At 67.0% G+C, this 21,485-nt stretch carries 18 protein-coding genes and 2 pseudogenes; 6 read left to right on the top strand and 14 right to left on the bottom strand.

Features of this window, described 5'->3' with window-relative positions:
* Nucleotides 1–25: 25 nt before the first annotated feature.
* Nucleotides 26–1,834: a DUF885 domain-containing protein gene (locus ROV95_RS15875; protein ID WP_312545260.1), complete on the bottom strand. Its 1,809-nt coding sequence runs from the start codon at nucleotides 1,832–1,834 to the stop codon at nucleotides 26–28.
* A 112-nt stretch (nucleotides 1,835–1,946) separates the two neighbouring features.
* Between ROV95_RS15875 and ROV95_RS15870 the strand changes: the two are divergent.
* Together ROV95_RS15870 and ROV95_RS15865 are read left to right on the top strand one after the other, a co-directional pair.
* Nucleotides 1,947–2,303, top strand: a pseudogene (locus ROV95_RS15870) (GFA family protein).
* A gap of 32 nt (nucleotides 2,304–2,335) precedes the next feature.
* Nucleotides 2,336–3,115, top strand: coding sequence for a DUF4349 domain-containing protein (locus ROV95_RS15865; protein WP_155030420.1), 780 nt, complete (start codon nucleotides 2,336–2,338; stop codon nucleotides 3,113–3,115).
* 31 nt (nucleotides 3,116–3,146) lie between these two features.
* Here ROV95_RS15865 and ROV95_RS15860 read toward each other — a convergent pair whose 3' ends face one another.
* Complete coding sequence (locus ROV95_RS15860; RefSeq protein ID WP_021203661.1) at nucleotides 3,147–3,440, bottom strand: hypothetical protein; 294 nt, start codon at nucleotides 3,438–3,440, stop codon at nucleotides 3,147–3,149.
* A 68-nt stretch (nucleotides 3,441–3,508) separates the two neighbouring features.
* Complete coding sequence (locus ROV95_RS15855; RefSeq protein WP_171952267.1) at nucleotides 3,509–4,453, bottom strand: LysR substrate-binding domain-containing protein; 945 nt, start codon at nucleotides 4,451–4,453, stop codon at nucleotides 3,509–3,511.
* 115 nt (nucleotides 4,454–4,568) lie between these two features.
* Here ROV95_RS15855 and ROV95_RS15850 point away from each other — a divergent pair, with 115 nt between their 5' ends.
* Nucleotides 4,569–5,441: a DMT family transporter gene (locus ROV95_RS15850; RefSeq protein ID WP_058983404.1), complete on the top strand. Its 873-nt coding sequence runs from the start codon at nucleotides 4,569–4,571 to the stop codon at nucleotides 5,439–5,441.
* Between the two features lie 581 nt (nucleotides 5,442–6,022).
* Here the strand turns inward: ROV95_RS15850 and ROV95_RS15845 are convergent.
* On the bottom strand, nucleotides 6,023–6,925 hold the full coding sequence (locus tag ROV95_RS15845; protein ID WP_312545257.1) for a peptidylprolyl isomerase: 903 nt from the start codon (nucleotides 6,923–6,925) through the stop codon (nucleotides 6,023–6,025).
* A 136-nt stretch (nucleotides 6,926–7,061) separates the two neighbouring features.
* Here ROV95_RS15845 and ROV95_RS15840 point away from each other — a divergent pair, with 136 nt between their 5' ends.
* Nucleotides 7,062–7,427, top strand: coding sequence for a PadR family transcriptional regulator (locus ROV95_RS15840; RefSeq protein ID WP_021203665.1), 366 nt, complete (start codon nucleotides 7,062–7,064; stop codon nucleotides 7,425–7,427).
* Complete coding sequence (locus ROV95_RS15835; protein WP_312545255.1) at nucleotides 7,424–8,413, top strand: sensor domain-containing protein; 990 nt, start codon at nucleotides 7,424–7,426, stop codon at nucleotides 8,411–8,413. Before ROV95_RS15840 ends, ROV95_RS15835 begins: the two co-directional genes overlap by 4 nt.
* Before the next feature lie 106 nt (nucleotides 8,414–8,519).
* Here ROV95_RS15835 and phaZ read toward each other — a convergent pair whose 3' ends face one another.
* On the bottom strand, nucleotides 8,520–9,827 hold the full coding sequence (phaZ, locus tag ROV95_RS15830; RefSeq protein WP_155029199.1) for a polyhydroxyalkanoate depolymerase: 1,308 nt from the start codon (nucleotides 9,825–9,827) through the stop codon (nucleotides 8,520–8,522).
* 93 nt (nucleotides 9,828–9,920) lie between these two features.
* Complete coding sequence (locus ROV95_RS15825; protein ID WP_019659136.1) at nucleotides 9,921–10,511, bottom strand: class I SAM-dependent methyltransferase; 591 nt, start codon at nucleotides 10,509–10,511, stop codon at nucleotides 9,921–9,923.
* A gap of 149 nt (nucleotides 10,512–10,660) precedes the next feature.
* On the opposite strand from ROV95_RS15825, the gene ROV95_RS15820 reads away from it, so the two are divergent.
* Nucleotides 10,661–11,116, top strand: coding sequence for a CopD family protein (locus ROV95_RS15820; RefSeq protein WP_312545253.1), 456 nt, complete (start codon nucleotides 10,661–10,663; stop codon nucleotides 11,114–11,116).
* Between the two features lie 139 nt (nucleotides 11,117–11,255).
* Here ROV95_RS15820 and ROV95_RS15815 read toward each other — a convergent pair whose 3' ends face one another.
* The 8 genes and pseudogenes from ROV95_RS15815 to lpxD form a co-directional block, all read right to left on the bottom strand.
* Nucleotides 11,256–12,215, bottom strand: a complete 960-nt coding sequence (locus ROV95_RS15815; protein WP_019659134.1) for an acetyl-CoA carboxylase carboxyltransferase subunit alpha — start codon at nucleotides 12,213–12,215, stop codon at nucleotides 11,256–11,258.
* Between the two features lie 113 nt (nucleotides 12,216–12,328).
* A complete protein-coding gene (locus tag ROV95_RS15810) occupies nucleotides 12,329–13,198 on the bottom strand; it encodes a hypothetical protein (RefSeq protein ID WP_312545252.1) in 870 nt (289 codons plus the stop codon).
* A gap of 55 nt (nucleotides 13,199–13,253) precedes the next feature.
* Complete coding sequence (dnaE, locus tag ROV95_RS15805; protein ID WP_164145401.1) at nucleotides 13,254–16,844, bottom strand: DNA polymerase III subunit alpha; 3,591 nt, start codon at nucleotides 16,842–16,844, stop codon at nucleotides 13,254–13,256.
* A 237-nt stretch (nucleotides 16,845–17,081) separates the two neighbouring features.
* Nucleotides 17,082–17,741, bottom strand: a complete 660-nt coding sequence (locus ROV95_RS15800) for a ribonuclease HII (protein ID WP_021203671.1) — start codon at nucleotides 17,739–17,741, stop codon at nucleotides 17,082–17,084.
* Nucleotides 17,738–18,901, bottom strand: a pseudogene (lpxB, locus tag ROV95_RS15795) (lipid-A-disaccharide synthase); the annotation flags it as partial. The pseudogene lpxB and the gene ROV95_RS15800, both read right to left, overlap by 4 nt.
* Before the next feature lie 92 nt (nucleotides 18,902–18,993).
* On the bottom strand, nucleotides 18,994–19,785 hold the full coding sequence (gene lpxA, locus ROV95_RS15790; protein ID WP_005415844.1) for an acyl-ACP--UDP-N-acetylglucosamine O-acyltransferase: 792 nt from the start codon (nucleotides 19,783–19,785) through the stop codon (nucleotides 18,994–18,996).
* 16 nt (nucleotides 19,786–19,801) lie between these two features.
* Nucleotides 19,802–20,260, bottom strand: coding sequence for a 3-hydroxyacyl-ACP dehydratase FabZ (gene fabZ / locus ROV95_RS15785; RefSeq protein ID WP_005415845.1), 459 nt, complete (start codon nucleotides 20,258–20,260; stop codon nucleotides 19,802–19,804).
* Nucleotides 20,257–21,279 carry a UDP-3-O-(3-hydroxymyristoyl)glucosamine N-acyltransferase gene (gene lpxD / locus ROV95_RS15780; RefSeq protein WP_021203673.1) on the bottom strand — a complete coding sequence of 341 codons (1,023 nt, stop codon included), beginning with the start codon at nucleotides 21,277–21,279 and terminating at the stop codon, nucleotides 20,257–20,259. The genes fabZ and lpxD overlap by 4 nt, the downstream gene beginning before the upstream one ends.
* Nucleotides 21,280–21,485: the final 206 nt, after the last annotated feature.

Below are 21,485 nucleotides of genomic sequence, written 5' to 3'. Positions count from 1 at the left end.
TATCATTCAGCTCACACCGGCGCGATCACTCGATCGGCTGGTCCAGCATCAGCTGGCGTGCGAAACGCACCGGCGGTGCGCCGTAGGACAGTACCTGGTCGTGGTACGCCTTCAGGTTGAACTTGTCGCCCAGCTTCTCCTGCACCGCCTTGCGGGTGTCGAAGTGTTCCTGCGCACCGACGAAGTAGGTCGGCAGCTGCGCCGAGGTCAGCTGCGCGCGCACCCACTTGCCGGCCGCTTCGCTTTCCTGCTGGAACGCGTCGTGGGTCATCAGGTGCATCGCCTTCTCGCGATCCCAGTTGTCCACGTGCACGCCCTGGTCGAGGATCGCGTTGGAGATCGTGCGCAGGTAGAACTTCAGCTGCACCAGGTGGAACAGCGGGTCGTTGTTGAGGTAACCCTGCTCCTGCATCATGCGCTCGGTGTAGACCGCCCAGCCTTCGGCGAACAGGCCCGAACGCAGCACCGCACGCAGGGTGGAAGGGAACTTGGCCGAATGCCAGCCCTCCAGGTAATGGCCCGGGGTGCCTTCGTGGATGCTCAGCAGGTGGATCATGCGCGAGTTGTACTCACGCAGGAACGAGTCGACCTGCTTGTCGTTCCAGTCGTCCGGAATCGGCGACACGGCGTAGAAGGTCTTCAGGTTCTTGTCCAGCGGACCCGGCGAATCGCAGTAGGCCACGGCCACGCCACGTTGGAATTCCGGCATCAGGATGATGTCCACCGGCGCATCGGGCAGCGTCATCAGGTCGTGCTCGCGCACGAATGCGGTGGACTGCTCCAGCGCGGCCTTGGCATCGTCGACGACCTTGTCGCGTGCCGGCTTGTCGGCGTAGGCCAGTTCCAGCGCAGCTTCGATCGCCTTCTGCTGCTGCTCGTCGGTCGGCTGGGCCGGCATCTCCGGCGCACCCGGCTTGTCCTTCAGCACGGTCTGCGCGATGCCGTACATGTCCTCGCGCACACGCTTGAGTTCGGCGCGCGCACGGTCACCGATCTCCTGGCGCGACAGCGAGGAGCTCAGCGCGAATTTCAGCTTCTGGTCGTATTTCTCCGCACCGATGCGGAAATCGCCCTTGGCGTTCGGTACCAGGGTCTTGTCCAGCCAGGTCTGTTGCTCGTCCACGGCCTTCTTCAGGCCGTCGATGGCCGCTTGCAGACGCTGCTGGTCGGCCTGCGGCAGTTCGCCGATGTGCGGGGTGATGAAGGTATCGACGATGCTGAGGATGCCCTTGTTCTGCTTGGCAACGGTCTCGGCGTGGATCTTCGGCACGCGGGCCGGGTCCAGGTTCTCGCGGGCCTGGGCGAAGATCGCCGGCAGCTTTTCCATGCGCGCGGTGGCCGACTTCAGGCGCTCCGGCAGTGGCGCGAACTCGCGCGCCATCAGGCCGTAGATCGCGCTGCCGGCGATGCCGTTGTACAGCTGCGGGTCCCACTTGCCGGACTGAAGCACTTCGGCGTTCCAGATTTCCGACTGCAGCTGGTTGCGCAGGATCGCCGCGTCCACCTGGTTCTCGCGGCCCAGCTTGGCCACGTCGATCTTGTCCAGCTCGCCCAGCAGCGCCTTGTAGGCGGCCACGGTCTTCTGCTGGCCGGCGGCACTGAGGTCGTCCAGTTCGCTGTCGTAGCGGTGGTCACCGATCTGGGTGGCGCTGACCGGCGACAGCTGCATCCAGGTATCCAGCGCGCGCTTGGAGAGATCGGCGAAGGCGGCATCGACCGCCGCATCACCGGCCCGCTGGCTGGCGGCCGGGGTGGAAGCGTTGGTCGGGGCGTCGGCCGGCTGGCAACCGGCCAGCGCAGCGACCAGGGCGAGGGCAAGAAGATGCGGGCGCATCGGCATTCCTGTACGGGGTCAAACCCTGAGCATAGGGCCCCGTCGCTGCTTTGTCCCCGTGCCATAGGATTACCATGGGCGGATTCAAGGACCCTCCAAAGGAGCGCAGGACATGGAATACCAGGGAAGCTGCCATTGCGGCAGGATCGCATTCACCGTACAGGCCGAGGCGCCGATCAGCGACGTCATCGACTGCAACTGTTCGATGTGCCGGCGCCGCGGCAGCCTGCTGTAGTTCGCCCCGCGTGCGGCGTTCCAGCTGACCACCGATCCGGCTGACGTGGCCACCTACCACTTCAACAAGGCCCACATCGACCATCACCACTGCCGCGAATGTGGCGTCGCCCCCTACAGCGAAGCGGTCGATCCGCGTAGCGGCACACCGATGGTGGCGGTGAACGTGCGCTGCGTGCCGCAGGTCGATCTGGCTGGCCTTTCGGTGACCTCCTACGACGGAGCCGCACTGTGACGGGCGCGCGCGCCTGGACGCGCAGCCTGGCGATGCCGGTGGTGCTGCTGGCATTGGCGGGCTGCGCCAAGCAGGGCGACATGGCCGCGGATGCGGGCGCCCCGGCCGCCGAAGCGGCCGTCGCGTCGCCAGAAGGTGCGTTCCTCGCCTATGAACATGACGTGCAGGTGCAGCTGGAGGCGGCAAAGATCGCGCCGCGCATCCAGCAGATCGCCCAAGCCTGCCAGAGCGCGAAGTTCGGCGACTGCGCGGTATTGCAGGTCGACCAGCGCAGTGGCGAGCAACCCAGCGGTGAGGTCAAGGTGCGCATCGCGCCGAAGGGCGCCGAGCCGCTGATCGCGATGGCCGGTGAGGGCGGAACGCTGCAGTCGCGCACCACCCGCGCCGAGGATCTGGCACAGGCCGTGGCAGACACGGCGCTGACCAAGGCGCGGCTTGAAAAGGAGCACGCCCGCCTGCTGTCCTACCAGGACCGCAAGGACCTGAAGATCGAAGATCTGATGGCGATCACCACGCGCCTGTCAGAGATCGAGGCGGGTGTCGAGCAGGCCAACAAGGACGCCGCGCAGCAGCGCCGGCGCATCGATACCCAGCTGGTGACGCTGCACTTCGAGACCACTTCGGGCCAACGCAGCCGAAGTGAGATCGGCGAGGCGCTGAGCGAGTCGGGCAGCATTCTCAGCACCAGCGTGGCGTTCCTGATTCGTGCTGTTGCCGCGCTGCTGCCGGTGGCGGTGCTGGCCCTGGTCGCAGCCTGGGGCGTGCGCGCATGGTGGCGTCGCCACCGTCGCAAGCTGCCGCCCAACCGCTGAGGTCAAGGCTGATGCCGGCAGCCCGCCGGCATCAGCCCTCGTCGGTTTCGTACTCGACGAACACATCCAGCTCCAGCGCCAGATCCTGCACGGCGTCGCGCACCTTCTGCGCGGTGCTTTCATTGCCCACTTCCACTTCCAGCTCGTGGATGCCCGGGCCGATGTCATCGGACAGCCCGGCCGAGCTGGAGTCGTCGTCGTCCATGTGCGGCATCAGGTCGTCGGTTTCCTCGACATGCTCGATGCCATCCAGGCCGAGCAGCAGGTCGCTGATGGCACGGGCGTCGTCTTCGGTTCCGGTAATGCGCAGTCGCAGCATGGCCATGGCGTAGGTACGTTGTGGAGTTGCCTGCAGCCTAGCCAGCATCGGGCAAAGAATGGGTGAGGGCGAAGTCAGGTGGGCGTGGCCGGGCGCCCGAGCAGGCTGTCCGGCAATGCCGGAATCGGTGTGCGTTCGTCCTGCGCCTGTTCCAGCAGCCAGTCGATGAACAGGCGTGCGGCCGGGCTGGGCGGTTGTCCTTCGGCATGCACTACGTGATACGCATAGCGCGCCTTCAGCGCCGGGCCGGGCAGGCGCACCACCTCGTAGCGCTGCAGGTAGGGCTGGGCGATGTGGGTGCGCGCCAGCACCGCGCCCATGCCATACACCGCTGCACGCATCGCGTCGGTGCTGTCGGCGAAGGTGTGCATGGGTGGCAGCGGCGACGGCGTGCGCACGCCGGCGTGGCGGAACCAGTCGCGCCAGCCCTGCGGCGACAGGTCGGTCAGCAGCGGCAGGTCGGCGATGCGCGCCGGATCGACCAGCGTTTCGACGCCGGCCAGTGCCGGTGAGGCGACCGGGAACAGGTAGTCATCCATCAGGTGCTGCGCACGCAGGCCGGGCCATTGGCCCAGGCCGTAGCGGATGCCCACTTCCGGGCCGTTGTCGTCATAGCGATCCAGCCCGCTGCCGGTATGCAGCTCGATGCGGATGTGCGGGTAGGCCTGGGTGAAGCGCGGCAGCCGTGGCAGCAGCCAGCAGTAGGACAGCGAGCGCAGCGTGGTGATGCGCAGCGGCACGCTGTCGGCATCCGGCTGCAGGTGATGGGCGACGGCCGCGACATCGGTGAAGGCGGCGCTGGCAGCGTCGGCCAGTTGCCGGCCCTCGGCAGTCAGGCGCACGCCGCGGGCGTGGCGCAGGAACAGGCGAACTTCAAGTACTTCTTCCAGGCGGCGGACGTGGTGGCTGACCGCGCTGGCGGTCAGGTGCAGCTCCTGCGCGGCCTGGGCGAAGTTCTGGTGGCGCGCCGCGACCGCGAACACGGCCAGTGCGGGTAGCAGGGAAGGGCGTAGCAGCATGTCGAGCCTCAAACCATATTTGTGGCTGGCAGCGATACTACGCGCTTGTGCCGCGGGCGTCTGCGCCTGATCCTGTCCGCCTTGGCGAAGAATTGACGATGTACGGAGGCAAGGCATGAATGCGGTCCCACAGGCGGCCGAGCGCGATTGGCGCACGCCGCTGGAATTGACCCTGCTGGGCGCCATCTGGGGCTGCTCGTTCCTGTTCATGCGGGTGGCGGTGCCGTCGTTCGGCCCGTTCGCGCTGGTCGAGGTGCGGCTGGTGCTGGGTGCGCTGGTGCTGCTGCCGTTCCTGTGGCGCGCCCGCGCGCAGTTCCCGCCGCGGCGCTGGCTGTGGCTGGCGCCGATCGGCCTGATCAACTCGGCGTTGCCGTTCGTGCTGTTCGCCTATGCAGCGGAACAGGCGCCGGCGGCGATCGGCGCGATCTGCAATGCGATGACGGTGCTGTTCGCCGCGCTGATCGCGTTCCTGTTCTTCGGCGAGAAGATCGGCATGCGCCGTGCCGGGGCGCTGCTGGTCGGCTTCGCCGGCGTGGTGGTGCTGGCCACGGCCAAGGTTTCCGGCCTGAGCATCGGCACCGCAGTGCTGGCCGGTGCGGCGGCATCGCTGCTGTACGGCCTGGGCGTGAACCTGGTGAAGCGGCACATGACCGGGTTGCCGTCGGCCGCCGCCGCGGCGGCAACGCTGTCCTGCGCCTCGCTGTGGATGCTGCCGATGGCGGTCAGCCACTGGCCGCAGGCGGCGATTCCGGCCAAGGCCTGGGGCGCGGCGATCGCCCTCGGCGTGGCCTGCACCGGGCTGGCGTTCCTGATGTTCTATCGCCTGATCGGCCGTATCGGCCCGTCGCGTGCGTCGACGGTGACCTACCTGATTCCGTTGTTCGGTGCGGCGTTTGCGTGGTTGTTCCTGGGGGAGGCGGTGACGGTACAGATGCTGGTGGCGGGGGCGTTGATTCTGGGGAGCGTGGCGGTGAGTCAGAAGGGCTGAGGCGTTGGCGTTTTGCGCGTGGCGCGTGCTGAAGGTGCTTCATTGTTCATGGGCGTTACTTTTCTTTGTACGCAAAGAAAAGTAACCAAAAGAAACGTTCCGCCGGCCGCGAGCCGGTGCTGCGCACCGGTACCCTGCGCTCCTCGGCCCGTCGAGGGACGGCGCGGGAACTCGCTGCGCTCAAACACCCGCGCCTCTTCGCCCTCGCCGGACCTGCGGTGCTCGGCTCGCTCAAGGCGGACCCAAGATCAAAGGCAAAAGCGGTCGCTTCGCTCGCCGGGCCCGGCCCGGCACTACCAAACATCGTCGTGCAGCTGTGGCTCTTGACCTTGAGTCCGCCTTGAGCGAGCCGAGCATCGCAGGGGAATCAGGGGCGAAGAGGTGCCGATGTCTGAGCGCAGCGAGTTCGGCACCGTCCCCTGATTCACCGAGAAGCGCAGGGGACCGACGTGCGAAGCACGGCGGCTCGCGACCTGGCGGCGCGTTTCTTTTGGTTACTTTTCTTTTCGCGCGAAAAGAAAAGTGACGCCCATGAACAGTGAAGCACCTTCAGCACGCGCCACGTGCAGGAAGCCAGGCTCCTACCGCACCGGCACCGGAATATTGCACAGATCGATATGCCCGGCCGGGCGCTTGTAGAAATCATCCACGCGGTTGCGCCGCGCCTCCACCGTATCGGCGAAGGTCTTCGAATCGGTGCGCAGCACCTGGATCGGCGTGCGCTCGGCCACCGGCACGTCGCTGGCACGGCGGATCGACACGATCGGCGTACGCAGCTTCGGGTCGGTGTAGAAGCCCATCGGCGCCGGTCCGCGCGGCGTCGCGCTGAGCAGTTCCATGCCCTTCAGCACGCGACCCACCAGCGTGATGTTGCGGTCCAGCTGGCGCGGTGACTGGCCGGTCACTACGTACAGTTCGGCGCCGATGCTGCTGTCTTCCTCGTTGCTGCGGCCGGCGCCGAGCATCCCGTAGCAGTGCGCCAGCCAGGCCTTGCCGGCTTGCGGGTCCTGGCCGACCGGGAAGCCGTCGACGAAACCGGTCTGCGCGGCCCAGCCATCGCGGTCCGGCAGCACGCTGACCTTCAGGCCGGCGCTGGCGCGCTCGAACTCGGCCGGCAGCTTGCGCGCGGCACTGCCGAACGGCTTGGCCTTGGCTGCGTCATCGGCGTCGGCATCGCCGAACTGCACCACGAAGTTGTCCTGCGAACGGTAGATGCTGGTGCCGTCCCAGAAATGTTCGTGGGCGAAGGTCTGGATGTTGGCCACATGCCGCGGGGCGAACTGCGGTGCCAGCTCGATGATCACGCGCCCGGCGGGCAGGTCCATGTACAGCAGGTTGGCCGGGTCCGGCGTGCGCCAGTCGCTGGCCGGCGAGGCGTCCAAGATCTGCTGCGGGCTGCGGTAAGGCGAGGCCGCGCTGGCCATGGCGGGCAGCAGGCAGGCGAGGGCGAGGGCGGTCAGGGCAAGGCGACGGCGGTGCGGCATGGGAACCCCGGAACATGAACGAGGCTTCGATTCTGCGCGAGCAATTCGGTCACGCCAACCGGCAGAGTGACTAACGACACATTCGCTATACCGAACTTCGCACTACTGTGGACTTCAACGTAGTGGAGGGCAGGTCATGGTCGAAGACGATGTCCACCTGAAGAAGTTCCAGAAGGAGCTCAGCGCCGGAACCGTGTCGCTGGCCCTGCTGGCGGTGCTGGCCCGGGCCGGGGAGCCGCTGTACGGCTATCTCATTGCCAAGGAGCTGGAGCGGGTGGGCGAGGGCGTGCTGAGCGGCAAGCAGAGCGCGCTGTACCCGGTGCTGCGCAACCTGGAGGGCGCCGGGCTGCTGGAAAGCCATGTGGAGCCATCCAGCAGTGGTCCGCCCCGGCGCTACTACCGCATCAATGAACGTGGCCGCGAGGTGCTGGCGCAGTGGCGCCAAGCCTGGCAGGCCACCCGTGATTCCGTCGATTCCGTGTTGGAGGGGGTACCGCAATGAACGACCCGAGCCTGGCAGGCCGAGCCCTGCCGACCACCATCCCGCAGTATCTGGCGCAGCTGCGCGCGGCGCTGGAAGGTGCCGATCCGGCGATGGTGCAGGACGCGTTGTACGACGCCGAGGAATACCTGCGCTCGGAGCTGGCGGCGCAGCCCGGCCGCAGCGAAGCCGAGGTCATCGCCGACGTGGCCGGCAGCTATGGCGCCCCGGACGAAGTGGCCGAGATCTACCGCGAGACCGAAGTGACGGTGAACCGCGCGCTGCGCACGCCGCGTGCGGATACCGCGCCGGTGCTGCGTGCAGCGGCCGAAGCCAGTGGCGTCGAGCCGGCCTCACCGCCGCAGGCGCCGGTGCAGCGTTCGCTGCTGGCGCGCTTCTTCGGCGTGGTGACCGATCCGCACACCTACGCTGCGCTGTTCTACATGCTGCTGTCGCTGGCCACCGGCATCTTCTTCTTCACCTGGGTGGTGACTGGCCTGTCATTGTCGCTGGGCCTGCTGATCCTGATCATCGGCATTCCGCTGACCGTGCTGTTCTTCGGCTCGGTGCGCGGGCTGGCGCTGCTGGAAGGGCGGTTGGTGGAAGCACTGCTGGGCGAGCGCATGCCGCGCCGCCCGCGTTACACCGACCGCAGCCGCACCTGGCTGCAGCGCATCGGCGACATGTTCACCGATGGCCGTACCTGGCTGACCCTGCTGTACTTCGTGCTGATGCTGCCGCTGGGCGTCATCTACTTCACCATCGCGGTGACGTTGCTGTCGCTGTCACTGGGGTTCATCTGGGCACCGGTGGCCGCCCTGTTCAGCGGTGACATTCCGGGCGTGTACGTCGACGGCGTGAACGTGTTGCCGATGGCCGCTTCGCCGCTGGTGGGCATCGTGATCGCCGCCGTGGGCGTACTGCTGCTGTTGTTGACCATGCACCTGGCACGCGGCGTCGGCAAACTGCATGGTCTGATCGCCAAGAACCTGCTGGTGCGGTTGTAAGCGGGAGCCCAGGCTTCGGTAGGTGCCAACCTTGGTTGGCACGATCGATCAGATGCCGGGATCCATGGTAGAGCGCCAACCAAGGTTGGCATCTACCAGGGCCTGGTTACCCCGCTTTTCGCCGCAACGGGGTGACGTTGCTCTTCTTCTTCGTAGCCTTCGCCGCCGGGGTTTCGGCATGCGCGGCGAAGAAGTCGCGTACCTTCGGGTACACCACTTCGCGCCAGCGACGGCCACTGAAGATGCCGTAGTGGCCGGCGCCTTCGACGATGAAATGCTCGCGGCGGTCAGCAGCAATGCCGGTGCACAGCGCCTGCGCGGCTTCGGTCTGGCCGAGGCCGGCGATGTCGTCCAGTTCGCCCTCGATGCTCAGCAGCGCGGTATCGCGGATCGCCGACGGGTCGACCTTCTCGCCATTGACCACCCACTCGCCACGCGGCAGCAGGAAGTCCTGGAACACCACGCGGATGGTGTCCAGGTAGTACTTGGCCGGCATGTCCAGCACCGCGTTGTACTCGTCGTAGAAGCGACGGTGCGCGTCGGCGTCTTCCAGGTCGCCCTTGACCAGGTCGGTGTAGAAATCCCAGTGCGAGCTGAAGTGGCGGCTCGGGTTCATCGACAGGAAGCCGGCGTGCTGCAGGAAGCCCGGATACACGCGGCGGCCGGCGCCGGGGTAACTGGCCGGCACGGTGTGGATGACGTTGTTCTCGAACCACGACAGCGGGTTCTGCGTGGCCAGGTTGTTCACTGCGGTCGGGCTGCAGCGCGCATCGATCGGGCCGCCCATCATCACCAGCGTGCGCGGCGTCGGCTCGCCACGGCTGGCCATCAGTGAAACCGCGGCCAGCACCGGCACGGTGGGCTGGCACACGCTGACCACGTGCAGGCGCTCGACACCCAGGTGGCGGATGAACTCCTGGATATAGGCGATGTAGTCGTCCAGGCCGAACTCGCCTTCGCTGGCCGGTACCATGCGCGCGTCAACCCAGTCGGTGACGTACACGCGGTGGTCGCGCAGGAGCGTGCGCACGGTATCGCGCAGCAGCGTGGCATGGTGGCCGGACAGCGGTGCCACCACCAGCACGAACGGCTGGTTGAGCATGGTGTGCAGCTGGTCGGCTTCATTGCTGTGGCGCTTGAAGCGCAGCAGCTTGCAGAACGGCTTGCTTACTTCCTCGTGCACGACGATCGGCACGCGCTCGCCTTCGACCTCGATTTCGTTGATGCCCCACTCGGGCTTCTCGTAATCCTTGCCGATGCGATGGAACAACTCGTTGACCGCCGCCAGGCGATCGGCACCCGGCATCTGCGACCACCAGTGGCCCGGGTTGGCGAAGAACTTGGCGTTGGCCTGGGCCTGGTGCACCCAGGGGGCAAGCAGGTTGCGGGTCAGTTCGTGCAGTTGATAGAGCATGACGACCGAATATGTATGGTCATATGTTGCCGCGCAGCATATCCCATCCGGGTGTCCCGCACGTTAAGTTGCCTGAAAATAATGAATCCGAATTCACATCCGTTCCAGCGCGGCGGCATCGCCTGCCAGGGCGGGGCCGAGCCAGCAGTGCGACCCCACCGGCTGCAGGCCGTGCCGGGCCAGCGTGCGGCGGTACCAGCGCGCCGGGCGGGCGTGGAAGCCCTCGTGGTCGCCGTCGAATTCATCCTCGGCGGCGAAGGTCTCCAGGAAGGCCACGCCACCGGTCAGCTCGGCCACCCCGGCCAGGCCGGCGCGCAGTTCACGGTCGGGCACGTAGTGCATCACGTCCGAGCACACCAGCAGGTCGACCGGGGCGCAGGGCCGCAGCCAGGCGAAATCACCGAAGGCGGCCAGGTGCAGGTTGCGGGTCCTGCCGTAGCGGCGCACAGCGTACTCGCTGCTGTCGAAGCCGAGATATTCGACCTTCGGACGCAGCTTCAGCAGCGGTGCGCGCCAAGCGCCTTCACCGCAGCCGATATCCAGCACGCTGCGGATCGGCCGCTCCAGGTAGTACTCGGCGCTGGCCACGGCCAACGCAACCTTGCGCGCCAGGCGGGCGCTGCCGCCGATGTCGGCACGGCGGTACCAGCGTTGGAAGTAGGCGGCGTCGTAGGTCTTGTCCATGGGGCGGTGCGCGATCGGGGAAAACGGCGCCTATCGTACGGTGTTGCGGCGCGCCATGCGTCGATGTGTCGCGGCGGGCGTGCCTGCGGCGGCTTCGCCACGGCATGCGAGAATGGCCGCCAACCTACGCCAGCCGCCGGAGCGAGCGCATGCAGAGCTACTACTGGGTCAAGACCTTCCACATCGTGTTCGTGGTGGCGTGGATGGCCACGGTGTTCTACCTGCCGCGCATCCTGGTGAACCTGGCCGAGACCGCGGGCCAGCCGGCGGTGAGCGAGCGCCTGCAGCTGATGGGCCTGCGCCTGTACCGCTTCGGCCACTCGATGTTCGGCTTGGCGTTCCTGCTCGGCCTGGTGCTGTGGCTGGGCTACAAGGTCATCCCCGATTTCCCGACCATGGTGGCTCCGGGAGCTGCCGGCTGGCTGCACGCCAAGCTGGGGCTGGTGGTGCTGCTGCTGGTGTACTTCGGCTGGACCGGTCGCCTGCTCAAGGGCGTGGCCAAGGGCCGGGCGCTGCCGTCGTCGCGCGCGCTGCGCTGGATCAACGAGGTCCCGCTGCTGGCGTTCATTCCGATCGTGTGGCTGGTGCTGGCCAAGCCGTTCTGAGGCGGGGTCACCTGCGTCCGGTAGATCCACGCCATGCGTGGATGCTGTCAGGGCGCAAACGAAGGAGCCGGGCAAATGCCCGGCTCTTTCATTTCTGCAATCACCTCGTGTTGCCGGCCAGCGGCCGGCACTACCGGGCTTAGGCTGCTTCGTACGTGCCGTAACTGCGCAGGCGCGTGTAGCGCTGTTCCAGCAGCTGTTCGGTGGACAGCTTGTCCAGCGCGTCCAGTTCGTTCAGCAGCACGGCCTTCAGGCGCTTGGCCATCTGCGTCGGGTTGCGGTGGGCGCCACCGGTCGGCTCGCGCACGACCTTGTCGACCAGGCCCAGGCTCTTCAGGCGCGGGGCAGTCAGGCCCAGTTGTTCGGCCGCTTCCTTGGCCTTGCCCGCGTCCTTCCACAGGATCGAGGCGCAGCCTTCCGGCGTGATGGTCGAGTACACCGCGTATTCCAGCATCACGGTGCGGTCGCCCACACCCAGTGCCAACGCACCGCCGGAGCCGCCTTCACCGATCACGGTGCAGATGATCGGCACCTTCAGCTCGGCCATCTCGATCAGGTTGCGCGCGATCGCTTCGGACTGGCCGCGCGACTCGGCGTCGATGCCCGGCCAGGCGCCGGCGGTGTCGATCAGGGTCAGCACCGGCAGGCCGAAGCGCTCTGCCATCTTCATCAGGCGCAGTGCCTTGCGGTAGCCCTCCGGCTTGGGCATGCCGAAGTTGCGCTTGATCTTTTCCTTGGTGTCGCGGCCCTTCTGGTGGCCGATCACCATTACCGCGCGGCCATTGATGCGGGCCAGGCCGCCCATGATCGCCTTGTCGTCGGCGAAGGCGCGGTCACCGGCCAGCTCCTGGAACTCATCGAACATGACGCGGATGTAGTCGGCGGTGTACGGACGCGACGGGTGCCGGGCCAGCTGCAGCACCTGCCACGAGGTCAGGTTGCGGAAGATCTGCGCGGTGCGCATGCGCAGCTTGTCCTGCAGCGCGTGCACTTCCGCCTCGACATTGACCGCCGGCCCGGCACTGGCGTTGCGCAGTTCCTGGATCTTGGCTTCCAGGTCGGCGATGGGTTGCTCGAAGTCGAGGTAGTTCGGATTCATCGGAAGCCGTCGTGTAAAGAAGGGGGCAATTCTAGCCGAATGCGTGCAAACCACCCGTACGCCTTCGTCTGGAAGGCGACGGTAGCGCAGCCGGGCAGGCGGCGCCAGTCAGCTCAGGGCACCACCAGGGCGCTGCGGCCCATCAACTGGCTGCGCTGGGAAACGAAGTCGTTGTAGGCCTCGTTGGCCTCCCGGCCCAGGCCGCTGCCCAGGGTGGCGGTGGCCGAGGTGAAGGCCATCTGCGCGTCGAAGTCCTGCTTGCGCAGGGCCTTCTGTTCATCGGCGGTGGTGGCCTTCAGCCAGCGCGCATAGACCTCGCGCAGCGGCGCGGCGTGCGCCTCGAAGGCGGGGTCAAGGGCCGGCAGGCTGGCCGGGGCCGGCTCCAGGCTGAATGCCGGCGCGACGTAGCCGGCCGGCTGTTGGCGCTTGAATGCACCGGGTTCGCCCATGCCTTCTTCGACGTAGGTGATGAAGTCCGGGGCCGTGAACACCTTGGCCACGATCTGGCCGCCGCTGGAATCGACATGGGCCACCACCTTTTCCTTCGGGAACGGCTCGCGCACGCCGTAGGTCCAGGTCTTGTCGATGAACAGGTCGTGGCGCGTCTCGAAGGGACCTTCGAAGCTGACCCCGCCCAGTTCGATCCCGTTGTTGCCGACGCCGAAATTCTTCAGCTTGCTCTCGTCGGTGACGTAGACCTCGCGTGCGATCACGTATTCGCTCAGGGTCGGGTTGATCAGGCCGCCACGACCGTCGACGTAGACGATGAAGCGCACGTCGCCAAGCGCGTCTGTGTGCAGGCGATGTTCGCCAATGGCGAGCGAGATCGGGCGCGAGCCGTGCGCGGCCACTGGCACGTCCTGGCCGTCGATGCTCAGCGCCAGCGGCGCGTCGGTCGGGTTGTCGATCTGGAACTCGATCTTCGACGGCGAGCAGGCGGCCAGTGCCAGCGCGGCAACGAACGGAAACAGCAGGGTCTTCATGGGCGATCGTCCTTGATGGTTGGAACGGGAAAACAGGAACACGAAGGAGCCAGCCTCAGCTGGCCCACGGCGGGCTGTACCGCACCTTCAGCGTGCGTACGGCCGGGTCGGCGCGCAGCGCCTCCATCAGCTTGGAATCGATGCGTACCGCGCTCTGCCCGGAGACATCGAGCATGCCGGCGACACCGCCGTGCGGGCCCTTCAGCAGCAGGTCCAGGCGCAGCGGCGTGCGCCCCGGGCGATGGCGGTCGAGCAGGGCATTGATGCGCTCCCAGACCGGGCGCTGCTGGCGCAGGTCCAGGCGCAGCGACAGCCGCGTGGCGTAGTTGGCGCAGACTTCGTCGAAGTCCCAGCACTGGCGGATGCGCAGCGCGTAGCCACCGTTGAACTCGTCCTCGCGCAGGCCGCCCTTGACCACCAGGATGCGGTCCTTGGTCATCAGGTGGCCGAACTCGGCCATTGCATCGGAGAACGCACTGCACTCGACGCGGCCGCGGCCATCCTCCAGCTGGATGAAGATCTGGCTTTCGCCCTTGCGGCGCACGCCGACCACCTGGCCTGCCAGCACGGTCTGCACCTCCGGGCGCCAGCGCTTCTCGCCGCCACCGCCGCCACCGCTGTTGGCGCTCCAGATTTTCTCCACCGAACCCAGGTCGTTGCCTACCAGATCGCGCACATCGTCGCGCCAGGGATCGAACGGGTGGCCGCTGAGGTAGAAGCCCAGCGTGTCGCGCTCGCCGTTGAGGCGCTGCAGCAACGGCCATTCTTCGGCTTCTGGCAGGTCCAGCTGGATCGAAACGGTGCTCGGGTCGGGCCCGCCAAACAGCGAGTTCTGTCCGGACGCACGCTCGCGTGCCATCTGATCAGTGGCCTTGATCACTTCCGGCAACTGCAGCATCAACGAGGCACGGTTGCGGCCGAGCTCATCGAGCGCACCGCAGTTGATCATCGCTTCCAGCGTGCGCCGGTTGAGCTTGGCCGAGCCGACGCGGGTGCAGAAGTCCAGCAGATCCTTGAACGGGCCGCCCTTCAGTCGTTCCTCGACCACCGCTTCGCAGGCGCCCTGGCCCACGCCCTTGATCGCGCCCAGGCCGTACTGGATCGTGTCCGGGGTGACCGCTTCGAACATGAAGGCCGACTGGTTCACCTTCGGCGGCAGCACGGTCAGGCCGAGGTTGCGCACCTCGTCGAGGAAGCCGACCACCTTGTCGGTGTTGTCCAGGTCCGAAGACAGCGTGGCCGCCATGAATTCGGCCGGATAATGGCGCTTCAGCCACGCGGTCTGGTAGCTGACCAGTGCGTATGCAGCGGCGTGTGACTTGTTGAAGCCATAGCCGGCGAACTTCTCCATCAGGTCGAAGATCTCGTCGGCCTTGGGGCCATCGACGCCGCCCTTGGCCGCACCTTCGCGGAAGATCTCACGGTGCTTGGCCATTTCCGCCGGCACCTTCTTGCCCATCGCGCGGCGCAGCAGGTCGGCGCCGCCCAGCGAGTAGCCGCCGACGATCTGCGCCATCTGCATCACCTGCTCCTGGTACACCATGATGCCGTAGGTGTCCTTCAGGATCGCTTCGGTGCGCGGATCGGGATAGATGATTTCTTCCTGGCCGTGCTTGCGCGCGTTGAACGAAGGAATCAGGTCCATCGGGCCAGGGCGGTACAGCGACACCAGCGCGATCAGGTCTTCGAAACGGTCGGGGCGCGCGTCCTTCAGCAGGCGGCGCATGCCCGAGGATTCGAACTGGAACACCGCGCCGGTGTTGCCGTTGGCGAAGATGTCCTTGTAGGTGGGCGCATCGTCGAGCGGGATCGCGGCAATGTCGACCGGCGGAATGCCCGCGCGTTCGTGGCGCTTGTTGATCGCCTTCACCGCCCAGTCGATGATGGTCAGCGTGCGCAGGCCGAGGAAGTCGAACTTCACCAGGCCCACTTCTTCCACGTCGTTCTTGTCGAACTGGGTGACCGGGTTCTTGCCGAGCCCATTTTCGTCGTGTTCCGCATACAGCGGGCAGAACTCGCTCAGCGGCTCGGGCCCGATCACCACGCCGCCGGCGTGCTTGCCGGCGTTGCGGGTCAGGTCTTCCAGCTGCAGCGCCAGGTCGATCAGGTCGCGGACATCGTCCTCTGTCTCGTAGCGCTGGATCAGTTCCGGCGACGCCATTTCCGAGCTCGGGCCTTCCTTGCCCCTGCCCAGCGCATCCTTCAGGTGGATACCCAGGATGTTCGGGATCAACTTGGAAACGCCGTCGACCAGGCCGTACGGGAACCCGAGCACGCGGCCGGAGTCGCGCACCACCGCCTTGGCGGCCATTGTGCCGTAGGTGATGATCTGGCTGACGCGCTCGCGCCCATACTTGCGCGCGACGTAGTCGATCACCTCGTCGCGGCGGTCCATGCAGAAGTCGATGTCGAAGTCGGGCATCGACACGCGTTCCGGATTGAGGAAGCGCTCGAACAGCAGGTTGTACGGCAGCGGATCCAGGTCGGTGATCTTCAGCGCCCACGCCACCAGTGAACCGGCACCCGAGCCGCGGCCGGGGCCGATCGGAATGCCCTGGTTCTTGCCCCATTGGATGAAGTCGGCCACGATCAGGAAGTAGCCGGGGAAGCCCATCTTGATGATGGTGTTGAGCTCGAATTCCAGGCGTTCGAAGTACTCTTCCCGGGTCTTGCCCGGCGCCAGCGGATTCTTCTCCAGGCGCTCTTCCAGGCCCTCGCGCGACATCTTCTGGATCCAGGTATCCAGCGTTTCGTCGTCGGGCACCGGGTAGTTGGGCAGGAAGTAGGTGCCCAGCCGCATCTCGATGTTGCAGCGCTCGGCCAGCGCCAGCGTGTTGTCGATCGCGTCGGGGATGTCGGCGAACAGCGCGCACATCTCCTCGGCCGACTTCAGGTACTGCTGGTCGCTGTACTCGCGCGGACGCTTGGGATCGTCCAGCACGCGGCCGGTGGAAATGCACACGCGCGCCTCATGCGCGCTGAAATCGGAGGGCGACAGGAAGCGCACGTCATTGCTGGCCACCACCGGCAGGCCACGCTGGCCCGCAGCCATCAGCGCGAACTGGTTGAAGGTTTCCTCGCCCTCGCGGCCGGTGCGGGTCAGCTCCAGGTGCAGGCCATCGCCGAACACCCGTTGCCAGTCGGCCAGCTGCTGCTCGGCCAGCTCATGCTTGCCGTCCAGCGCCAGGCGTCCGGCCAGGCTCTGCCGGCCGGCCAGCGCGAACAGGTTGGCGTTGCCGGCCTTCAGCCAGTCCGGGTGGATGGCTACGCCGCCTTCGGGGCGATGGCCTTCCATCCAGGCGCGGGTCAGCAGCCGCGACAGGCTCAGGTAGCCTTCGCGATCACGGCACAGCAGGGTCATCCGCCACGGGTCCTGGCCTTCCTCGGCGATCAGCACGTCGGCACCGGCGATCGGCTTGATGCCCACGCCTTCGGCGGCCTTGTAGAACTTGACCAGGGCGAACAGGTTGTTGAGGTCGGTCACCGCCAGCGCCGGCAGGCCGAGCTCGACCGAGCGCGACAGCAGGTTGGCCTGCTTGGCCTTCTTCGGGTCCGCCTGGTCCGGCTTGGCCGGCACACGGATGGTGGAGTCCGCCAGCGAGAACTCGGTGTGGACGTGGAGATGTACGAAGCGGGAGTTGGACATGCCGGACCAGGTTGGAGCGCGCGGGCCCCGGGTGCTGACGGAGGTTCGTCGCCGGGGTCGGGAAGCGCTGGAATGCCCGGTCAGGGTAGCGAGGGCAGGGGGTTGCCACAAGGCTTGACAGGGGCACGGCGTGGCGCCGGATTCAGGCGTGCGGGAGACCGCCTTCTGTAGAGCCGAGCCCATGCTCGGCTGTCCAAAGCAGCCGAGCATGGGCTCGGCTCTACAACTCCAGCTGGCTCAGGCGATGGCCGCCGCCTGCGTCAGGTCCAGACACTCACGCACCGGAGCGAAGCTGCGGCGGTGCTCCATGCAGGGGCCGTGCTCGCGCAGGGCGGCCAGGTGGGCCGGGGTGCCGTAGCCCTTGTGCTGTTCGAAGCCGTACTTCGGATGGCGGGCATGCACCTCCTGCATGTAGCGGTCGCGCGAGACCTTGGCCAGGATCGAGGCGGCCATGATCGCGCGGTCGATGCCATCGCCGCCGACCAGCGCCTGCGCCGGCAGTGCCAGGCCCTTGGGCACCACGTTGCCGTCGATGCGCGCGAAGCCGGCCACATGGGCGACCGCTGCAACGACGTCACGCATGCCCTGCAGGGTGGCTTGGTAGATGTTCAGGCGGTCGATGGTGTCCACGTCCACCAGCACCACATGCCAGGCCAGGGCGCGCTCGATGATGCGGTCATGCAGCTGCTCGCGGCGGGCCGCGGTTAGCTGCTTGGAGTCATCCAGGCCGTTGATCCGTGGTCGCGACGGGTCGAACACCACCGCTGCCACCGCGACCGGCCCGGCCAGTGGACCACGGCCTGCCTCGTCGACGCCAGCGACCAGGCGCTCCGGCTCGACCACGGGCGCACCGTCGAACAGGGTCAGGCTGGCTGCGGCGGCGTGACGGCGGCTCATGCCTGTGCCTGGTCGCGCATCAGCAGTTCGCCAACGGCGTCGGCGGCACGCGCCGAGGCGTTGCGGCGCAGCCGCTCGTGCAGGCGCACGTAGGCATCCTGCAGATCGGTCACCCGCTGCGGGTGGTCGAACCACTGCTGGATGGCCGCGGCCAGCTTGTCCGGCGTGCAGTCGTGCTGCATCAGTTCCGGTGCCAGGTCCTGCCCGGCCAGGATGTTGGGCAGGGCGAAGCGGTCGACCTTGATCAGGCCGAGCGCCTTCACCAGTCGATAGGTCAGTTCGTTGACGCGGTAACCGACCACCATCGGCCGCTTCACCAGCATGGCCTCCAGGGTCGCGGTACCGGAGGCCAGCACCACCACGTCGGCGGCGATCATCGCGTTGCGCGCCTGGCCATCCAGCACATGCGAATAGGCCACCGGCAGCGCCGAGCGCGACAGCTGTTCCTCGATCAGTTCCCTGCAGGCCGGGTTGGCGGCAGGCACCACCACATGCAGGCCCGGAATGCGTTCGGAGACCTGCCAGGCGGCTTCGAAGAACGGTTCGCCCAGGCGCGAGATCTCGCCCAGGCGGCTGCCCGGCAACACTGCCAGCACCTTGGCCGAGGCCGGCAGTCCGAGCGCGGCGCGTGCTTCCTCGCGATTGCCCTGCAGCGGAATGTCATCGGCCATCGGGTGGCCGACGAAGCGCGCGTCGATGCCGTGCCTGGCATAGATCGGTGGCTCCATCGGGAACAGGCACAGCACCAGGTCGGCGCTGCTGCCGATCTTCTCGGCGCGCTTTTCGCGCCAGGCCCAGACCGAGGGACTGACGTAATGCACGGTGCTCACGCCACGCTGCTTCAGCCAACGCTCGATACCCAGGTTGAAGTCGGGGGCGTCGATGCCGATGAACACGTCCGGCTGCCAGTCAAGCGCACGCTGGCGGAACGCCGAACGTAGCTTGAGCAGGCGCGGCAGGTGGCGCAGCACTTCGGTCAGGCCCATCACCGCCAGCTCGCTGGCATCGTGCCAGGTCTGGCAGCCCGCGCTGCGCATGGCGTCGCCACCGATGCCGGCGAACTCGGCATTCGGGAAGCGCGCTTTCAGTTCGCGGACCAGGCCCGCACCGAGCAGATCGCCGGAGGCCTCGCCGGCCACCAGCGCGATCCGCAACGGGCGCTCGCTGAGCACCCGTTGCGCCGGGACGCTGCCGGTCATCGAGGCCAGCGGGATCACTGCGGCGCCGGCCGGCGCCTGGCCGGTCGTGCTGCTCATCGCAGCAGGGGCCTCTCGGCGTGCTCGATGAAGTCCAGCATCGCCTTTACGTCGTCGCTGTCACGCGCCTGCTCGGTCAGCTGCACCTTGGCCTCTGCCAGCGGCAGGCCCGCCACGTACAGCGTGCGGTAGGCACGCTTGATGGCCGAAATGCGGTCAGCGTCGAAGCCACGTCGCTTCAGGCCTTCGCTGTTGATGCCGCGCGGGCGTCCCAGCGAATCAGTACCGACCATGGTGAACGGCGGTACGTCACCATTGGTCAGCGCGCCCATGCCGAGGAAGGCATGCGCGCCGATCCGGCAGAACTGGTGGGCACCGGCGAAGCCGCTGATGATCACGTAGTCGCCCACGGTCACATGGCCGGCCAGGGTGGTGTTGTTGGAGAACACGCAGAAATTGCCGACATGGCAGTCGTGCGCCACGTGCGTGTAGGCCAGCATCCAGTTGTCGTTGCCGATGGTGGTGATGCCGCCGCCGCCGCCGGTGCCGCGGTTCAGGGTGACGAACTCGCGGAACACGTTGCGGTCGCCGATCACCAGTTCGGTGCGCTCGCCGCCGAACTTCTTGTCCTGCGGCTCGCCACCGATCGCGGCATGGCCGACGAAGCGGTTGTCGCGGCCGATCCGGGTCGGGCCGTGGATGCTGCAATGGGGGCCCACCACCGTACCGGCACCGATTTCAACGTCGGGGCCGATCAGGGTGAAGGCGCCCACCTGGACATCGTCGGCCAGGCGTGCGGCCGGGTCGATGACGGCGGTGGGGTGGATCCGCGGTGCGTTGTCAGTCATTGCTGCCTCCAGTGGATCAGCCCTTGGCGCCGGCACACATGACCTCGGCCGACGCGACGACTTCGCCGTTGACCTTGGCTTCGCCGTAGTACCAGCCCATGTTGCGGATCAGGCGCTTCATCTGCACGTCCAGCATCAGCACGTCGCCGGGGACGACCTGCTTGTTGAAGCGGGCGTTTTCCACCTTGACCATGTAGAACAGCTTGGACTGCGCATCGCGGCCAAGCGTGAGCTGGGTCATCACGCCGCCGGCCTGCGCCAGCGCTTCGATGATCAGTACGCCGGGCATGATCGGGCGGCCCGGGAAGTGGCCCTGGAAGAACGGCTCGTTGATGCTGACGTTCTTCTGCGCCAGGATCCGCTTGGCCTCGACGTCGAGTTCAAGCACCCGGTCCACCAGCAGGAACGGGTAGCGGTGTGGAAGCAGTTCCTGGATCTGGCAGACGTCGATCGGAAGCTGCAGCGAATCGTTCATTCTTTCTCCTTGCCAGCAGCCAGGACGCGGCGAGCCAATGCGTCCAGCTGCTTGAAACGCGCGGCGTTCTTGCGCCACGTACGGTTGTCGGTCAACGGGGTGCCGGATGAGTACTCGCCCGGCTCATGGATGGAATTGCGGACCACCGACTTGCCGGTGATCACGACCTTGTCGCAGATCTCCAGGTGGCCGACAACGCCGACGTGGCCGCCGAGCAGGCAATAGCGGCCGATCTTGGCGCTGCCGGCGATGCCGGTGCAACCGGCGATGGCCGAATGCGCACCGATCTGCACGTTGTGCGCGATCTGCACCAGGTTGTCCAAGCGTACGTCTTCGTCCAGCACGGTGTCTTCCAGCGCGCCACGGTCGACGCAGGTGTTGGCGCCGATTTCGCAATCGTCGCCGATGCGCACGCCGCCGAGCTGCGGCACCTTGATCCACTTGCCGGCGTCCATCGCCAGGCCAAAGCCGTCGGCGCCGAGCACGGCACCGGGATGCACGCGCACGCGCTTGCCCAGCCGGACCCGGGTGACCAGGGTGACCCGGGCGATCAGCTCACAGCCGGAATCCAGGCTGCAGTCCTCGCCGATCACGCTGCCGGCGCCGATGATGCAGTTCTCGCCGACCACGCTGCGCGCACCGACCGAGACGAACGGACCGATGTGCGCGCTGGCCGCAACCTGGGCACTGGGGTCGATCACCGCGCTGGGGTGGATGCCCGGCGGACGGGTCGGCGCGATGTCGAACAGCGCGGCGATCTTGGCGAAGGTGGTGTACGGGTCCTTGGCGACGAGCGCGGCGCCGGGAGCGGACTCGGCGTCTTCGGCACGCAGCACCACCAGCGAGGCCTGGCTGTCGGCCAGCTGGGCGCGGTAGCGCGGGTTGGCAAGGAAGGTCAGCTGGCCAGGACCGGCATGGGCGAGGGTGGCCACGCCATGGATGGCGGTGGCGGGGTCGCCATGGACCTGCAGGCCGAACTGCTCGGCGAGTTGCTGGGCGGTGTAGGTGGGAGTATTCACGGCGGGAGTTTAACGTGTGACGCCATTGCGGTCATGCGGGGTCAAAAGCGGCGCCTGGCTGATGTCCCGGGGTGATGGCGCAGGGGGCTGCCCAGGACACGCCGTAGACCCATCCCTGGGGGCTCGATGGCGCCTTGCTCGTGTGCGCTGTCCTGCGCACACGGCAAGACCGGGGTTGGGCGTCCTGCCCAACCCGCCCGAGGCAT

It is taken from the genome of Stenotrophomonas maltophilia group sp. msm1 (genome assembly GCF_032025805.1).
GTDB lineage: Bacteria > Pseudomonadota > Gammaproteobacteria > Xanthomonadales > Xanthomonadaceae > Stenotrophomonas > Stenotrophomonas hibiscicola.
Note: the sequence above shows the minus strand (reverse complement) of the source record. Positions and strands in the feature narration are given on the sequence as shown.

Coding starts and splice junctions, on each gene's coding strand:
- ROV95_RS15815 (WP_019659134.1), bottom strand. CDS start 12,215: ATGAATCCGAACTACCTCGACTTCGAGCAACCCATCGCCGACCTGGAA.
- ROV95_RS15845 (WP_312545257.1), bottom strand. CDS start 6,925: ATGCCGCACCGCCGTCGCCTTGCCCTGACCGCCCTCGCCCTCGCCTGC.
- fabZ (WP_005415845.1), bottom strand. CDS start 20,260: ATGAACGATTCGCTGCAGCTTCCGATCGACGTCTGCCAGATCCAGGAA.
- ROV95_RS15840 (WP_021203665.1), top strand. CDS start 7,062: ATGGTCGAAGACGATGTCCACCTGAAGAAGTTCCAGAAGGAGCTCAGC.
- ROV95_RS15800 (WP_021203671.1), bottom strand. CDS start 17,741: ATGAGCCGCCGTCACGCCGCCGCAGCCAGCCTGACCCTGTTCGACGGT.
- phaZ (WP_155029199.1), bottom strand. CDS start 9,827: ATGCTCTATCAACTGCACGAACTGACCCGCAACCTGCTTGCCCCCTGG.
- ROV95_RS15850 (WP_058983404.1), top strand. CDS start 4,569: ATGAATGCGGTCCCACAGGCGGCCGAGCGCGATTGGCGCACGCCGCTG.
- ROV95_RS15825 (WP_019659136.1), bottom strand. CDS start 10,511: ATGGACAAGACCTACGACGCCGCCTACTTCCAACGCTGGTACCGCCGT.
- ROV95_RS15875 (WP_312545260.1), bottom strand. CDS start 1,834: ATGCGCCCGCATCTTCTTGCCCTCGCCCTGGTCGCTGCGCTGGCCGGT.
- ROV95_RS15855 (WP_171952267.1), bottom strand. CDS start 4,453: ATGCTGCTACGCCCTTCCCTGCTACCCGCACTGGCCGTGTTCGCGGTC.
- dnaE (WP_164145401.1), bottom strand. CDS start 16,844: ATGTCCAACTCCCGCTTCGTACATCTCCACGTCCACACCGAGTTCTCG.
- lpxA (WP_005415844.1), bottom strand. CDS start 19,785: ATGACTGACAACGCACCGCGGATCCACCCCACCGCCGTCATCGACCCG.
- ROV95_RS15810 (WP_312545252.1), bottom strand. CDS start 13,198: ATGAAGACCCTGCTGTTTCCGTTCGTTGCCGCGCTGGCACTGGCCGCC.
- ROV95_RS15860 (WP_021203661.1), bottom strand. CDS start 3,440: ATGGCCATGCTGCGACTGCGCATTACCGGAACCGAAGACGACGCCCGT.
- ROV95_RS15865 (WP_155030420.1), top strand. CDS start 2,336: ATGCCGGTGGTGCTGCTGGCATTGGCGGGCTGCGCCAAGCAGGGCGAC.
- ROV95_RS15820 (WP_312545253.1), top strand. CDS start 10,661: ATGCAGAGCTACTACTGGGTCAAGACCTTCCACATCGTGTTCGTGGTG.
- ROV95_RS15835 (WP_312545255.1), top strand. CDS start 7,424: ATGAACGACCCGAGCCTGGCAGGCCGAGCCCTGCCGACCACCATCCCG.